12 protein-coding genes and 2 pseudogenes are annotated in these 15,290 nt (G+C 70.2%); 9 read left to right on the top strand and 5 right to left on the bottom strand.

Translation table 11 applies throughout. The features are described 5' to 3' along the window. Positions 1–313: 313 nt before the first annotated feature. A pseudogene (locus Q3W68_RS21875) lies at positions 314–494 on the top strand (IS3 family transposase); the annotation flags it as partial. Here Q3W68_RS21875 and Q3W68_RS21880 read toward each other — a convergent pair. The 4 genes from Q3W68_RS21880 to Q3W68_RS21895 form a co-directional block, all read right to left on the bottom strand. Further along, positions 491–1,924: a GH1 family beta-glucosidase gene (locus Q3W68_RS21880; RefSeq protein ID WP_302907217.1), complete on the bottom strand. Its 1,434-nt coding sequence runs from the start codon at positions 1,922–1,924 to the stop codon at positions 491–493. The pseudogene Q3W68_RS21875 and the gene Q3W68_RS21880 overlap by 4 nt on opposite strands. Continuing rightward, a complete protein-coding gene (locus Q3W68_RS21885; RefSeq protein ID WP_198039696.1) occupies positions 1,921–2,700 on the bottom strand; it encodes a carbohydrate ABC transporter permease in 780 nt (259 codons plus the stop codon). Before Q3W68_RS21885 ends, Q3W68_RS21880 begins: the two co-directional genes overlap by 4 nt. Before the next feature lie 130 nt (positions 2,701–2,830). Further along, positions 2,831–3,763 (bottom strand): carbohydrate ABC transporter permease, encoded by a 933-nt coding sequence (locus Q3W68_RS21890; RefSeq protein ID WP_302907218.1) that lies wholly within the window; start codon positions 3,761–3,763, stop codon positions 2,831–2,833. Positions 3,764–3,828: 65 nt separating this feature from the next. After that, the gene (locus tag Q3W68_RS21895) at positions 3,829–5,100 is read right to left on the bottom strand and encodes an ABC transporter substrate-binding protein (RefSeq protein ID WP_302907219.1); all 1,272 of its coding nucleotides are present in this window, start codon (positions 5,098–5,100) and stop codon (positions 3,829–3,831) included. 267 nt (positions 5,101–5,367) lie between these two features. Here Q3W68_RS21895 and Q3W68_RS21900 point away from each other — a divergent pair, with 267 nt between their 5' ends. From Q3W68_RS21900 to Q3W68_RS21910, 3 genes are all read left to right on the top strand, one after another. After that, positions 5,368–6,381, top strand: coding sequence for a LacI family DNA-binding transcriptional regulator (locus Q3W68_RS21900; RefSeq protein ID WP_302907220.1), 1,014 nt, complete (start codon positions 5,368–5,370; stop codon positions 6,379–6,381). Positions 6,382–6,806: 425 nt separating this feature from the next. Further along, positions 6,807–7,616, top strand: coding sequence for an isocitrate lyase/phosphoenolpyruvate mutase family protein (locus tag Q3W68_RS21905; RefSeq protein ID WP_302907221.1), 810 nt, complete (start codon positions 6,807–6,809; stop codon positions 7,614–7,616). 314 nt (positions 7,617–7,930) lie between these two features. Beyond that, positions 7,931–8,548, top strand: coding sequence for a disulfide bond formation protein DsbA (locus Q3W68_RS21910; RefSeq protein WP_302907222.1), 618 nt, complete (start codon positions 7,931–7,933; stop codon positions 8,546–8,548). 50 nt (positions 8,549–8,598) lie between these two features. Here Q3W68_RS21910 and Q3W68_RS21915 read toward each other — a convergent pair. Continuing rightward, positions 8,599–8,790 (bottom strand): annotated as a pseudogene (locus Q3W68_RS21915) (transposase); the annotation flags it as partial. Between the two features lie 260 nt (positions 8,791–9,050). Between Q3W68_RS21915 and Q3W68_RS21920 the strand changes: the two are divergent. From Q3W68_RS21920 to Q3W68_RS21940, 5 genes are all read left to right on the top strand, one after another. Next, complete coding sequence (locus Q3W68_RS21920) at positions 9,051–10,337, top strand: histidine kinase (protein ID WP_302907223.1); 1,287 nt, start codon at positions 9,051–9,053, stop codon at positions 10,335–10,337. Further along, positions 10,325–10,972 carry a response regulator transcription factor gene (locus Q3W68_RS21925; RefSeq protein ID WP_302907224.1) on the top strand — a complete coding sequence of 216 codons (648 nt, stop codon included), beginning with the start codon at positions 10,325–10,327 and terminating at the stop codon, positions 10,970–10,972. Before Q3W68_RS21920 ends, Q3W68_RS21925 begins: the two co-directional genes overlap by 13 nt. Before the next feature lie 127 nt (positions 10,973–11,099). Next, positions 11,100–11,873 (top strand): CPBP family intramembrane glutamic endopeptidase, encoded by a 774-nt coding sequence (locus Q3W68_RS21930; protein ID WP_302907225.1) that lies wholly within the window; start codon positions 11,100–11,102, stop codon positions 11,871–11,873. 168 nt (positions 11,874–12,041) lie between these two features. Beyond that, positions 12,042–15,005 (top strand): helix-turn-helix transcriptional regulator, encoded by a 2,964-nt coding sequence (locus Q3W68_RS21935; RefSeq protein WP_302907226.1) that lies wholly within the window; start codon positions 12,042–12,044, stop codon positions 15,003–15,005. A 78-nt stretch (positions 15,006–15,083) separates the two neighbouring features. Next, a complete protein-coding gene (locus tag Q3W68_RS21940) occupies positions 15,084–15,236 on the top strand; it encodes a hypothetical protein (protein WP_302907227.1) in 153 nt (50 codons plus the stop codon). The last annotated feature ends 54 nt before the right edge of the window (positions 15,237–15,290 follow it).

Genomic DNA, 15,290 nt, shown 5'->3' on the forward strand with positions numbered 1-15,290 from the left:
AAGGTGACCTGACCAAAGGCTCCGTATCGTGCCGTAGCGTGGGGACAGCAAATTAGAGGGACTTCCCCCGGCGATCCTTGCTTGTGGTCTAGTGTTACGCAACGTAGTTCGCTACTGTTGGCGCATGAACACCCATTTCGAATATGGGTGCTACGTAGACGTGTCTGAATCCCCCCTCGGACACAAACGATAACCCCACGGTGTGCGCTGAGATCGACTTCAGCGCGCACCGTTTGCGTTTCCGGCTGGTAGTTCAGTCGGAGTCCGAGTTGTCGGTAGACCTCGGCCTTCCCTGCTTGGGAAGGATCGAGAGATGGCAGAAACGAAGCCGTATCCGCTGGAGTTGCGGGAGCGGGCGGTGCGGATGGTGGCGGAGGTGCGGCTGAACTACGAGTCGGACTGCGGCGATCACGGCGGTGGCGGCCCGGCTCGGGATCGGCACGGCCGAGACGTTGCGCAAGGGGGTCCGTCAGGCGCAGGTCGACGATGGTCAGGTGGAGGTGCGTTTCCGCCATGCCCGCAAGCGGTCACGCAGCCAGTGGTAGCTGGCCTTGGGCGTACGGGATCCGGTGCCGTAGTCGACGTGGGCCAGACCGAAGCGGGGCCCGTACCCGCGGGCCCACTCGAAGTTGTCGATGAGCGACCAGTAGAAGTACCCCCGCAGATCGAGCCGGTCGTCGACGGCGGCCGCACGGGCCGCCGCCGCCAGGTGCCCGACCACAAACGAGATCCGTTCCGGGTCCGGCTCGGGTTCGTCCCGCAGGTCGGCGCAGCCGTTCTCCGTCACGTACACGGCAGGCAGGCCCGGGTAACGGTCCGCGAGCCCGGTCAGGGTGTCGAACAGCCCTTGCGGCTCCACCGGCCAGCCCAGGTCGGTGGTGGGCAACCCGTCCGGCCGTAGCTGCCGGACCCCGATGTCGAACGCGCTGCGCAGCGCCGGGTCGGGCTGCTCGTACGGGGCGTCGGCGACGTGCACCCGGTAGTAGTAGTTGACACCGAGGAAGTCCAGCGGTGTCGAGATCACCCCCAGGTCACCGTCCCGGCGGAACGACAGATCGCTCACCCCGGCGTAGAGCCGCTCGAACCCGGACGGGTACGCGCCGCCCAGCACCGGATCCGTGAACTGCCGGTTGAGCATGAGGTCCTGCCGATCCGCCGCCGCCCGGTCGGCCTCGGTATCGCTGGCCGGCACGGCGGGGGAGAGGTTGAGCGTGATGCCGACGCGCGCCCGCGGGCCGGCGGCGGACCGGACTGCGGCGACCGCCCTGCCGTGCCCGAGCAGCAGGTGGTGGGCGGCGGCCAGGGCACCGTGTCCTTCGGCGGCGCCGGGAGCGTGTCGGCCCTCCGCGTAGCCGACCATCGACGAGCAGTACGGCTCGTTCAGCGTGATCCAGTCCTGGACCCGGTCACCGAGGACGCCCGCCACCGCGGCGGCGTACTCGGCGAACCACTCGGCGGTATCCCGTACCCGCCAGCCACCCTCGTCCTCGAGCGCCTGGGGCAGATCCCAGTGGTACAGCGTGACGAACGGCTGGATGCCGTGCCCGCACAGGGCGTCGACCAGCCGGTCGTAGTAGTCGAGGCCCCGCCGGTTCACCGCGCCCCGCCCGGCCGGCATGACCCGTGGCCAGGCGATCGAGAAACGGTAGGCGTCCACGCCGAGGCCGGCCAGCAGGTCCACGTCCTCCCGCCAGCGGTGGTAGCTGTCACAGGCGACCGAGCCGGAGGTGCCGTCGTCGATGGCACCGGGGCGGCGGCAGAAGGTGTCCCAGATCGACGGCCCGCGGCCGTCCTCGTCGACCGCCCCCTCGATCTGGTACGCCGCGGTGGCCGCGCCCCAGCTGAAGCCGGCCGGCAGGTCCGGCAGCTCGGGCAGGTCCGGCTGGGTTGCGGCCGCGGCGGCGCCTTGGGATGTGGTGGTCATCCCTTCACCGCCCCCTGCATGATGCCGTCGACGAGATGCCGGCCGAGGAGCATGAAGACGACGAGGATCGGCAGCGTGGCGAGCAACGTGCCGGTCAGCGTCAGGGTGTAGTCGGTGGTGTAGCCGCTGGCCAGTGCGGAGAGCGCCACCTGCACGGTCGCGTTGTTCTGCAGCACGACCAGCGGCCAGAAGAAGTCGTTCCACGCCTGCATGAAGGTGAACAGCCCGAGCACCGCCGCGGCGGGGCGGGCCGCCGGCAGGACGATGTGCCAGTACAGGCCGAACGTGCTGGACCCGTCGACGCGGCCGGCCTCCAGCAGTTCGTCGGGCACGGCGCGGCCGAGGTACTGGGTCATGAAGAAGACGCCGAACGCGGTTACCAGCCCAGGCACGATCACGGCGGTGAGGCGTCCGGTCCAGCCGAGGTCGGCCATCAGGATGTACAGCGGGATGATGCCGAGCTGGTGCGGCACCATCGAGGTCGCGATGGCCACGACGAGAAGCGCCTTTCGGCCTCGGAACCGCAGTTTGGCGAAGGCGAACCCGGCCAGGGTCGAGAAGAACACCACGGAGACGGTGATTGAGCCGCTGACGATGAAGGAGTTCACCAGGGCCCGGCCGAAGTCGGTCGTGTCGAACACGCGCGCGATGTTGTCGAAGAGGTGCCCGCCGGGCACCAGGGCCGGCGGCACCTTCGTGACGGCGTCGCTGGTCTGCGAGGACACGACGATGGACCAGTAGAGCGGGAAGACCGACCCGGCTACGACCGCCAGCAGGGCGCCGTAGCTCCAGACCGAGCCCTTGCGTGGGTACCCGAAGCTCCTGCGCCGGTGGGACCGGCGTTGCGGCGGCGAGGGTGTGGTGCCGGTCTGTACGGGGTCCGCGAGGGTGGTCACGGCGTCCTCCTCAGTCCTCGTCCTTGGCGATGCGCCGGGTGAGCAGGAAGTTGATGATCGCGAAGATGGCGATGACCAGACAGAGCGTCCAGGCGACCGCCGAGGCGTAGCCGAAGCGGAACTCCCGGAACCCCTGCTCGTACATGAACAGGGCGACGGTCTGGAACTGCCGGTCGGAGCCGCCGGTGGGCGTCTGGGAGCTGGCGAACAGCAGGGGTTCGGCCATGATCTGCAGGCCGCCGATCGTCGAGATCACCGTGGTGAAGATGATCGTCGGCCGCAGCATCGGGACGGTGATCCGCCTGAACTGCTGACCCTGCGACGCGCCGTCGAGGTCGGCGGCCTCGTACAGGTGGTGCGGGATCGCCTGCATCGAGGCGAGGTAGATGAGGGCGTTGTAGCCGGTCCACCGCCAGGCGACGATGAACGAGATGGCCAGGTGGGAGCTCCAGGTGTTGGCCTGCCAGTCGATCGGGCCGACGCCGACGAGGCCGAGCGCCCAGTTGACCATGCCGAAGTCGCGGCCGAACAGCTGGGTGAAGACGATCGTCACCGCCACGATCGAGGTGACGTTGGGCAGCAGCACGCCCATCCGTAGCGCGGTGCGGGCCCGCAGCCGGTGGTTGAGCAGGTGGGCGATCCAGAGCGCGGCGAGCAGTTGCGGCACGGTGGACAGCACCCAGATGCTGAGTGTGTTGCCCAGGGCGTTCCAGAAGTACGCGTCCTGCAGCATTTCGCGGTAGTTCGCGAGGCCGACCCAGCGGTGCGACCCGGAGTCGAGCAGGTCCCAGTCATTGAACGAGACGTACGCCGTGTACAGCAGCGGGAACAGCCCGAACGCGCCGAACAGCAGGAAGAACGGCAGGATGTAGAGGTAGGGCGAGCCCTTGGTGTCGAGCCGGCTCAGGCCGGCCCGCCGGGCCTGGTGGAGGTAGGTGGCCATCGTCGATCCTTCGTCGCCGGGGGCCGCCGGCGGTCAGGGGGCGACCGCCGGCGGCGCGGGTCGAGTTACTTGGCGAGGCGCTCGACGTCGCTGACCATCTGCTTCCAGGACTCGTCGGAGCTTTGCTTGCCCTGTTCGATGCGGACGAGGGCGTCGCGGATGGTGGTCTGCACGTCCCCGGCTCGCGGGCCCTGGTACTGGGGCTTGAGTTGCTTTGCCGCGGCGGTGAAGAGCTGGCCCACCGGAGCGTTGTTGAAGTAGGCGTCCTTGTACTGGGCAATGTCGGGCTTGTCGTACAGAGCCGGGATGGACGGCAGGTTGCCCCGCGCAGTGAACACCTTGGCCTGCTGTTCCGGGGCGGTCAGCCACGCCGCGAGCTTCTTCGCCTCCTCGATGTGCTTGCCCTGCTTGGGAACGGTGAGGTACGAGCCGCCCCAGTTGCCGCCGCCGCCCGGGACGCTCGCCACGTCCCACTTGCCGGCGGCGTGCTTCGCCTGGTCCTTGATCTTGGTCATCATCCAGGCCGGGCACGCGATGGTGGCGAACTGGTCCTTCGCGAAGCCGTTGTTCCACTCCTGCGAGCTGCCGATCAGCTTGGCCGACAGGTTGCTCTGGATCGCCTTCACCGTCAGGTCCCAGGCCTTTCGGACATCGGGGTTGGTGCCCACGACGATGGCGTTGTCCTCGTTGTAGTACCCGACCGGGGCTTGGCCGATGATGGCGTTGAACAGTTGGCCTCCGCCATCGAAGAAGGCGCTGCCGGCCGGGGCCTTCGCCGCGTACCGGTTGCCGAACTCGATGTACTTGTCCCAGCCGCTGCCCCAGGCGGCCGACACCTGGTCGCGGTCGAACGGCATGCCGGCCTTCTCGAACAGGTCACGCCGATAGCAGATGGCCAGGCCGCCGACGTCGGTGCCGTACCCGATCTGCTTGCCGTCCTTGGCCAGCGACGCCGTCCACTTCCAGTCGAGGTACTCGGACTGGCGGTCCTTGCCCAGGTCGACGAAGAGGTTGCCCCGCTCGCGCATCTGCGCGATGAAGCCCGTGTCGACGCCCTCGATGTCGCCCGCGCCGGAGCCGGTGGCCAGGTGGGTGATCAGGTCGCGATGATGGTCGTTGTAGGCGGCCGTGTGCTCCTGGATCGTGATGTTCGGGTGCGACTTCTGGTACTCGGCGTACAGGTCCTGGTACCCGAAGTTGCCGAACAGATTGACGTTCAGGGTGATCTTTTCGTTGCCGCCGCCGGAGCCTCCCTCGGTGCCGGTGCCACACGCGGTCAGCAGAACTCCGGCGGCCAGGGTGGCCGCCGCCAGTCGCAACAGTCGGTTTGGGTGCATGCCAGGGAGCCCTTTCGTGCGATGTAACCGGTTACCTGAAACCGGTTACATTGTCGGCGAAGCGATGGTGGTGGGGGTGGGTGGAGTTGGATGAAGATCGGATGCCGGCCAAGTTGCGGGTGACCGTCGGCGAGCGCCTTTCCTGGGAAGTGTGAACGGTTTCGGCTAGGGAGTGTCAAGTTAAGAAACGGTAACGGTCGATGCGGGTTGACCGGCGGGCATCGCCGACGCTAGGGTCGTGAAACCGGTTACAGAGAAGGCACCACATTGACCACAATCAGGGAGTTGGCGCGCCGCTCCGGCGTGTCCGTCGCCACCGTGTCCCGCGTCTTCAACACCCCCGAGGTCGTCAGCCGGCACACCCGCCAGCGCATCCTCGACCTGGCCGCCGAGATCGGCTACCTGCCGAACGGGTCGGCCCGGACGCTCGCCACGAAGAAATCCAACATGGTGGGCCTGGTATGGGACACCGACCATCGCCGCCCTGGATGGCGCCACCCGTTCCTGCAGGAGATCCTCGTCGCGCTCAAGACGGCGCTCAGCGCGCACGGGCTGAACCTGCTCTTGCTCGCCGGCCACGACGCGGCGGGGCCCGACGACGGGCAGCGATACGTGCGCGCCGTCCGCCAGCACAATCTCGACGGCGCCGTCATCATCGACAACGGCACCCGGGACCCAGCCGTGCTCGCCCTCGTCGAAGCCCAGGTGCCGTGCGTCGCTCTCGACCTGCGGGTCGAGGGCCCGACGTCGACCTACATCACCTCGGACAATGCCGGCGGCGCGGCGCTCGCCGTGCGCCACCTCGTCGAACGCGGCCACCGGCGCATCGCCACCATCACCGGCCCGCTGCGAACCTGGCCGGGATCCGAGCGGCTCGTCGGCTTCCGGGCCGCGCTGGCCGGGGCCGGCCTGCCGCTCGCCGACGGCCACGTCATCGAGGGAGACTTCTACCTCGACGGCGGTCACGCCGCGATGGACCGGCTGCTCGCCCTCGACGACCGCCCTACCGCAGTGTTCGTCGCCGGTGACGAGATGGCTGTCGGCGCGATGCGCGCGGCCCAGGCGGCCGGCCTACGGATTCCCGACGACATTGCGATTGTCGGCTTCGACGACATCGAGGTGGCCGCGCTGATCCCGCCCGGGCTCAGCACCGTCGCCCAGAACAAACCCGGCTTCGGCACGGCCGCCGCCGAGGCGCTGGTCGCCATGCTGCACGGCGGCGACGACCCGCCCAAGCCGACCGTGTTGCCGACGACGCTCGTCGTCCGCGGCACCACCTGACCCGAACCGCGCGCCGTCGGCGCCGTCCCGCTCTGGATCGTGCTGCTGCCCGCGGTCGCTGTTGCCGGAGCCGCTGTCACCGACCCCGCAACCGGGCCTGCCTCGAGCGTCACACCCGTGCCTGGGCGAGGTCGCGGCCGGCGGTGGCTCGAATGATCCGGGGCCAGGTCCATACGGCGCGCAGGAGCCGCGGTAGTAGGCGTCACCGTGGTTGTACGGGCCCTGCATGCGTCGGTCGCAGGCTGTGCAGTAGATGAGGCCGCGGAACACGTACGAGGTGCGGGGCGGCCCGCTCCCGAGGGGGCGCGCGGGTCGAGGGCGTACGTGATGGCAAGGCATCAAGACTAGGGGCAGCGGCGTGACCCGTGACGGCGTGGTCTGATACCCGCCAGACCGGCTGCCCGATCGGCGGTTTGCTTAGGTCCATGACCAACTCGCATGACGAACAAGCAGTGCACTTCCGCTCCCTGCACCGCCCCGGACAACCGCTGGTGCTGCCCAACGCCTGGGACGCCGCGAGCGCGCGGCTGATCGAGGAGGCAGGAGCAGTCGCCATCGCAACTACCAGCGCCGGGGTGGCCTGGAGCATCGGCGCGGGCGATGGCGAGGCGATGGGCCGTGACCGCGCGCTCGACCTGATCGCCCGCGTAGCGTCCACGGTCAGCGTGCCGGTCAGCGCCGATATCGAAGGCGGGTACGCGGAGGATCCCGACGGGATCGCCGAGACGATCCGTGGGGTGCTCGACGCCGGAGCGGTAGGTGTCAACCTGGAAGACGGTCCGCGACCGGCCGCCGAACATGTCGAACGGATCGCGGCTGCGCGGAAGGCTGCCGGTTCGGCGCTGTTCATCAACGCCCGGATCGACACCTACCTGATGTCCCTCGGAGATCCCGCCACCCGACTGCGGGACACGCTTGACCGGGCGGCGGCCTACATCGCCGCCGGCGCGGACGGCGTCTTCGTGCCCGGCGTCACCGACGCCGAAACCATAGCGGCGCTCGCCGCCGAGCTCGCGGTGCCGTTGAACGTCATGGCCGGGCCGGGCTCACCCTCGATCAGTGAGCTTGCCGGCCTGGGCGTCACGAGGGTCAGCCTCGGCCCGGCGATCGCCCTGGCCGCGTACGCGGCGGCGCGGCGCGTCGCCCGCGAGTTGCTGACCGCTGGGACCTACCAGGCCCTCGACGGCTCCCTGGGCTTCGCCGAGACCGATGCGCTGATGGCTGCGCAGGCCTGAATGGGTGACTGGCTCGGTGAACCGCCACCCCGCCAGATGGTGCGCCGATGCGCGCGCCGTCTTCGAGGCGGTCGCGACTCGACCGCAGCGGAGTTCTTCGGCCAGCCCCACGAGGTCAGTGAGACCGCCGGTGCCACAGTCGATCGCGTCCAGCAACTACCGGTAGATCCTCGACGCACGGTCGCCGGGCCGGCGAGGCTGACGTGGATGTCCACGGGGGTGACCCCAGATTGGCCCAATCAGAACGGTCAGAATCGGCGCTTCCTCACACCAATTCCCGGGTCTTGAATGACTGCGGGAAGGGGGGATCCTCGATGACCGTCGTTGACGTGTGGTTCGACCCGAAGTGCCCGTGGGCCTGGAACACCTCCCGGTGGCTGCTGGAGGTCGAGCGGGTCCGGGACGTGGAGGTGCGCTTCCACGTGATGAGTCTGTGGCTGCTCAACCAGGGCCGCGACGGCTTGGAGCCGTGGTACGAACGGTGGCTGTCGAACACTCTCGGCCCGGTCCGGGTGATGACCGCCGTCGAGCAGAAGCACGGCACACCGGTGCTGCGGGAGCTGTACACCGCGTTCGGCAACCGCATCCACCATGAGAAGACGCCGATCGGGCCCGACCTGTACCGCGACGCGCTGGTCGAGCTGGATCTCGACCCCGCCCTTGCCGAGGCCGCCGAGTCCACCGACCACGACGACGCGCTCCGGTCGAGCCACCACAACGGGCTCGACCCGGTGGGGGAGGACCTCGGCACCCCGGCGATCCACGTGCCCGGGCCGGACGGCACGGTCAACGCGTTCTTCGGCCCGGTGGTGAGCCCCGTGCCGCGCGGCGAGGAGGCCGGCCGGCTGTGGGACGGGGTGCTGCTGGTCTCCGGCACGCCCGGCTTCTTCGAGCTCAAACGCGGACGTACCGGCGGACCGCGGGTCGACTAGGGCCTGTCCCGTCGATCATGGAAGCCAGGTGATTGCGGCGATGAGGACGAGGCGGGTGGCCTGCCGCCGGCGCTGCCCTTGGCGGTCCGGCGGGTGACCTGGTCGGAGCGTTCCGGGATGACGTGCCGGATCCCGCGCGATCGCAGGGCGCGTCTGGTGGAGTCGTGAGCGTAGCCCTTGTCCGCGATCAGTACGTCGGGACGCTTGCGGGGCCGGCCCGGTCCCGGCTCGTCGACGCGGATCGCGTCCAACCGGTGCGGTGGCTGGCTGGTGAAGCGATCGTTACGGCCCTGACCGGAAGTGCCATATGCCACTCACGAGCGCTCGGACGCCGGGAAACCCGGATCTCGGACCGTTCCGGTGGGCGGCAGATGAGCACGACGCCCGTTCTTTCCGATGAGCCGGAACGTGTGGCCCAGATCCATGACGGTGGGGAAGCTACATGCCGAACTGGGCCGCACCTGGATGCCCCGTAAAGGGCGAGTCGGGCATGATCGTTTGCGTGTCTGTGGAGGAGAGGAACGGGACGACGTCGGACAGGGAAGAAGGCGGGCCGGCCAGGCGGCGGACGGCCATGCGTGGCTCGCTGGTCCTTACGGCCCATCTGGTCGCGGTGATGGCGATGACGGTCGTCACCGTCGCCGCCTTCTGTCTCGTCGCGCTGGGCGTCGGTGTGCTGATCTTTCCCGGCTGCGTACGCGTGCTGCATCGCCGGGCCGAGCGACTGAGCCGGGCGGCTCAGCGTTTCGCCGGCAGCGGTTTCGCGGTGCCGAGCCTGCCGGACCCCGCCGGTTCCGGATTCGCCGCTCAGGCACGTCAGTGCTGGCGACTCCTCACCGACCGTGCGTTCTGGCATCTGATGCTGTGGGCGGCTTTCGACCCGTACACCGGTATCGTGCTCGCGATCGCACCATTCGGACTTGTCGCCTGGGGTCTGTACGGTTGCGTGGCCATGCCAGTCCTCTACCTCGGTCTCGGCCTGCAACCGACGGAGTGGTACGCGTTCGTCCCAGTCAATTCGGCCAGCACGGTGCCGTACGCCGCCGTCCTCGGCTGCGTTCTCATCGTGTTTGGCGCCCGCAGCGGACCCTGGTGGTTGCGGGTACAGGGCCGCTGGTCGTCCGTACTGATCGGCAGCCACCTGGTCGACCTGCAGGCTCGGGTCTCCGCCCTCTCGGCCACCCGCGACGAGGTCCGCGACGACGCGGCCGCGCAGCTTCGCCGCATCGAACGGGATGTGCACGACGGCGCTCAGGCTCAACTCGTGGCGATCGGCATGAAGCTGGGAGCCGCGGAGACCCTCATGGCCAGCGACCCGGACGCGGCGCTCGCCCTCATCTGTCAGGCGCGTGAGGACTCCTCGAACACCCTCGGCGAACTGCGCGATCTCATGCGCGGGATCCACCCTCCCGTCCTCGCCGATCGCGGACTGGGCCCGGCGATCGAGGCGATGGCCATCGAGTCGGCACTGCCGACGACCACGCAGGTACGGCTACCCGGACGTCTGGACTCCTCGCTCGAGGTCGCGGCGTACTTCGCCACCCGCGAACTGCTGACCAACGCCGCGAAGCATTCCGGCGCGGCTCACCTCGTGGTGACGGCGGACATCCAGAAGGACCATCTCCGCATCGGGGTGCGCGACGACGGCAAGGGGAGCGCGGTTATCGTGCCCGGCGGCGGGCTCGACGGTATCCGTCGGCGGCTGGCCGCCTTCGACGGCACCCTCGCCGTCAGCAGCCCGGCGGGCGGCCCGACGGAAATCGTGATGGAGGTGCCGTGCGCGTCGTAGTCGCAGAGGACCAGATGATGCTGCGCGCCGGCCTGGTCGGCCTGCTCGAGGCCGCCGGCCATCAGGTGGTCGAGCAGGCGGGTACAGGACCCGAGCTGTGCCGGGTTCTCGGCGACTGGCGGGCCGATGTCGCGATCGTCGACATCCGCCTGCCTCCGTCGCACACGGACGAGGGGCTGCGCGCCGTGCTGGCGGCACGACGGGTCCAACCCGCGCTGCCGGTCCTGCTGTTCTCGCAGTACGTGGAGCAGATGTACGTACGCGAACTCCTCGCCGACGAGGCCGGTGGAATCGGCTACCTGTTGAAGGATCGGGTGTCCCATCCGCGTCAGTTCATGGACGCCCTCACCCAGGTCGCCGCCGGCGGCACCGTACTCGACCCCACGGTCATCAGCGCGCTCATCAACCGTGTCGAACGGCGCGGGCCCGTCGGCAGGCTCACGGAACGCGAGCGGCAGGTCCTCGACCTCATGGCACAGGGGCGCTCGAACACGGCGATCGGCGGCGAGATGCATATCAGCGAGAGCGCGACGACCAAACACATCTCGAACGTGTTCGCGAAGCTCGGTCTGCACCCGAGTCTCGACGACAACCGACGGGTCCTGGCGGTACTGGCGTACCTCAACGAACGCTGAGCCCGCGGTAGGGAAAACTGCACCCAGCCGGACGCCCAGCTCCAGTGTCTGAAGCCGTCGCCTGGCCGAGGCTGGACGCATGACGAAGACGAACACTGTCCCTCCGGTGGGAGCGGGTAGGGCGCGCATGAGAACGATCGTCGTCGCGTTTCTGGTGGTGTCGGCCGCCGCCTCGCCGTTGTTCACGCTGGCGCAGGGGGTGACCGGGCTCGACCCGACCATCCTGGTGCTCACCCAGTTCTCCACCGCATTCGGCAGCCTCGTCATGTACGCGATCTGGCGAGGCCGCCTGCCCTACCCGCGTACGACCAGGCGAGGCGTCCTGGCCCCACTCTGGGCCGCCGTCGGGCTGTCGCTGGCGGTCATCCTCCTCCTCTGGCTTCTGGCGATCGTCGAGCCGCGCCGCTGGCAGTCGCTTGACACCTCGACGCTTCCCGCACCGCTGGCCCTGATCCTGTTCGCGCAGTTCCTTGGCGCGGCCGGCGAGGAAGTCGGCTGGCGGGGCCTCGTGCAACCCCTGCTCGAAACGCGCATGCCGACGTTACCGGCCGCCGCCGTTACCGGCATGCTCTTCGGGCTCGGCCACTTCCACGTGGCGGGCGCCGGAATCGCGGTCTACTCAGTCTTCGTCGTCTCGACCATCGGACTGTCCATCACCGCGGCAGCCATCACGGTCGGGCGCTCATGGTGGGCTCGCATCCTTGTGGCTACCGTTCTGCACTGGGGCGTCAATACCGGGATACTCGTCGCCTTCTCGAACGCCGATGAATCCATGCGGTGGATGACCGATACCGCGATCGCGACGGGTCTCGTCGGCGCGGCCTGCGTTCCCCTCGTCATCCGGTCGAAGCACCGGGCGTCGAACGATTCGCCGGCACCATGTGCGGCCGTCGGCGCCTGATCAGGCCCGCCGGCGCGCACGAGGGACGGACGGCCGCACTGGCGTGGACGGCTCCGCCACGCGTCACGGCGAGACCCGTGGTGCCGGGCGAGAGGACGAAACGCCTTGCTGCCGACCATCACATAAACGATGATCACTGACAGCTGTGCAGGTGCGAGCGGACGAGCTGTGGAGGCTGCGGTGGTCGGCGGCGACTCTCCCCGCCGTGGCGCGGCGGAGCCGGACGTCGACGGTGTGGCGGCCCCGCTGCTGATCGGCCGCGAGGGGGAACTGGCCCGGCTGGAGCAGGTGCTCACCGACGCCTCGGCGCTGGTGCTGGTCGAGGGGGAGGCCGGCGTCGGCAAGAGCCGGCTGCTGGAGGAGTTCCTCGCTTCCCCCGCCGGCGGTGTGCACTGCGCGCTGACGGCGGTATGTCCGCCCGTGCGCGAGCCGTACACGTTGGGACCGATCGTCGAGGCGCTGCTGGCCACCGACGTCGGCACGGTGGCGGACCTGGGCCTCAGCGGCCTGGCCGGCGCACTGCGACCGCTGTTCCCCGAGTGGGCGGAGCACCTGCCGCCGGCCCCCGAGCCGGCCGGGGACGCGAGCGCCGCCCGGCACCGGGTGCTCCGGGCCCTCGCCGAACTGCTCGACAGGCTCGGAGTGGGCCTGCTCGTCGTCGACGACGCACAGTGGTCCGACGACGCGACCCGGGAGTTCCTGCTGTTCCTGGCCGAGCGGCACGGCCAGGCGCCCAGCCTGGTGGTGGCCTACCGCCCGGAGGACCTGGTGGGGGACCCGTGGCTGCTGCGCCTGTCGGGACGCCTCCGGCCGCACCGCGCACGGCTGCGAGTCGTCCTCGATTCGCTCGACGAGTCCGAGACCGCGGCGCTCGCCTCGTCGATGCTGGCCAACCAGGAGGTCTCCGGCGAGTTCGCCCAGCACCTGCACGCCCGCACCGAAGGGGTGCCGCTCGCCGTCGAGGAGTGCGTGCGGCTGATGGCCCGACGCGGCGACCTCGTTCGTCGCGGCCAGGGCTGGAAGCGGCTTCCTCTGGAGGAGATCGTGGTGCCCCCGACGGTGCGGGACACCGTGCTGGAGCACGCCGGCCGCCTCGACGGCGCCACCCGGGCAGTGCTCCGAGCCGCCGCGGTCGTCGCCGATCCCGTCGCCGAACACCTGCTGGCGCGGATCAGCGAACTGCCGCCGGCCGAGTTCGCCGCCGGCCTGGCCGAAGCCGTCGCCCGCCGCCTGCTGCACCGACGGGACCACCATCGGGTGTCCTTCCGCCACGTGCTTGCCGGCCGGGCCATCTACGACGCCATCGACGAACGGGACCGCCGTACGCTGCACGAGCGCGCGGGGCGGGTGCTCGAGACCGTGACCCCACGACCGCTGGCGCAGCTCGCGCGGCACTTCCGGCAGGCCGGCGACGGCGAGCGGTGGGGCAGGTACGCGGAACTCTCCGCGGACGTGGCGCTGCAGACCGGCGACGAGACCACCGCGGGCGCACTGCTGCACGACGTGCTGACCAACGGCGACGTGCCCGCCGCGCAGATGTGCGCGCTGGTGGAGAAGGTGCCGTTCGGTTCCTTCACCGGCCCGGACCGCCTGCGGGACCTCACCGCCGCCGTGCGCCGGGTGCTCGACGGAGGTGTCCCCGATCCGGGGTTGGAGGCCAACCTCCGCTTCCAGCTCGCCCGGATCCTCAACGACATGGAGGAGTTCGACGAGGCCCACGCGGAGCTGGAGCGGGCGCTGCCGCACCTCGACCGTCGGCATGCCTCACCCGCCGTCGCCATGATGCTGCTCGGCTGGCCGCGCGGCCGCTCGCCGGCGGCCCGGCACCTGACCTGGCTGGACCGGGCGGCGGAGTTCGCGCGGTCGCTGGAGCCGTCGGACCGGCTACGGGTCGCGGCCGGCCGCGCGCCCGCCCTGCTGCAACTCGGTGACGAGCGCGGCTGGGCGGAGGCGGCGCAGATCCCGCAGACGGCCCGGACCGCCAGGGACCGCCGGATCATCACCGTCGGCTACCTCAACATCGGCGACGCGGCCATGCGGTGGGGGCGGTACGCGGCGGCCGGCGGCTGGCTCGCGACCGCCCGTCGGCTCGCAGTCGAGTACGAGCAGGTCAGGATCAGGGAGCTCGTCGACTCCACCCGGTTGCACCTCGACTGGTTCACGGGCGCCTGGGACGGTCTCGCGGAGCGTGCGGCCACGCTGGCGGACACCGACGACCTCCACCCGGTCAGCCGGGTCGAGCCGATCATGGTCGGTGGCCTGCTGCGTATGGCAACCGGTGACCTTGTCCAGGCGGCGCGGGAGATCGAACGCGCGGTGTCGGGTGCCCGCGACGCCGGGGCCTGGGACACCGTCGCAGAGGCGGTGGCGACGTTGGTGCAGATCCGGCTGCGCGAGGGCCGACCCGGCGAGGCGTTGACGATCTCCCGCGACCCGTGCGAGGTCGTTGCGGAGAAGGGGGTCTGGCTGTGGGGCACCGACGTGGTGCCCGCCCGCGTCCAGGCCCTGCTCGCCGTCGGAGCCACCGCACAGGCGCAGGACCTGGTCCACGCGTTCGCCCGGGGGCTGCCCACCGGGCGGTTGCCCGCGCCGCGGGCCGCCGTGCTGGACTGCCGGGGCCTGCTTGCCGAGGCCGCAGGCGACCACGCCTCGGCGGCGGGCCTGTTCGGGCGGGCCGCCGCAGCCTGGGCGGCGCTTCCCCGGCCGTACAGCGCGGCGCTCTCCCGCGAGCGGCAGGCGGGGTGCCTGATCCGGGCCGGGGCCGTTCCGGAGGGGCTCGACCTGCTCACTGACGTCCTGGATGGACTGTCGTCCCTGCCGGCGAGCCTCGATGTGGACCGCGTCGCCCGTACCCTGCGTGCGCACGGCCGCCAGGTGCCGCGCGTGTGGCGCGGCGGCCGGAAGGGCTACGGTCCCAGCCTGTCGCCCCGCGAGCGGGAGGTCGTCGCCCTCGCGGCCGAGGGGCGGACGAACCGGGAGATCGCCGATGCCCTGCACCGCTCGCACCACACGGTGGCGAGCCAGATGAAGTCGGCGATGCGCAAGCTCGGGGTCTCCTCCCGGGCGGCGCTCACCGCACGGGCCATCGGCGCGGGGCTGGTCTCCGAGCCCGGCACGGGCGCGGGGGAGTGACTCGCCGCCGACGGTCGCGAATTGTTTCACTCACCTGAGGGATCGCAGCGCCATCTCGCGGTTGACCACGATGCTGGCATGCCGCATCGAGACGACCCGGACGAGGACGAGGACGAGACGACGTCGCCGGAGACCGCCCGCCCCGCCGACACGCGCGTCGAGTCCCGCCCCGGGGCCGGACCGGGCGACGAGACCGACGTCGCGGACGACGACCGATACCTGCCGCTGTGACCAGTCGCGGCAGCAGCCCTCACACCCTTTCGGAGGAGGATCCGCCATGCGCCC

Source organism: Micromonospora sp. C28ISP2-4 (assembly GCF_030519385.1).
In the GTDB taxonomy this organism is placed as follows: Bacteria; Actinomycetota; Actinomycetes; order Mycobacteriales; family Micromonosporaceae; genus Micromonospora; species Micromonospora tulbaghiae.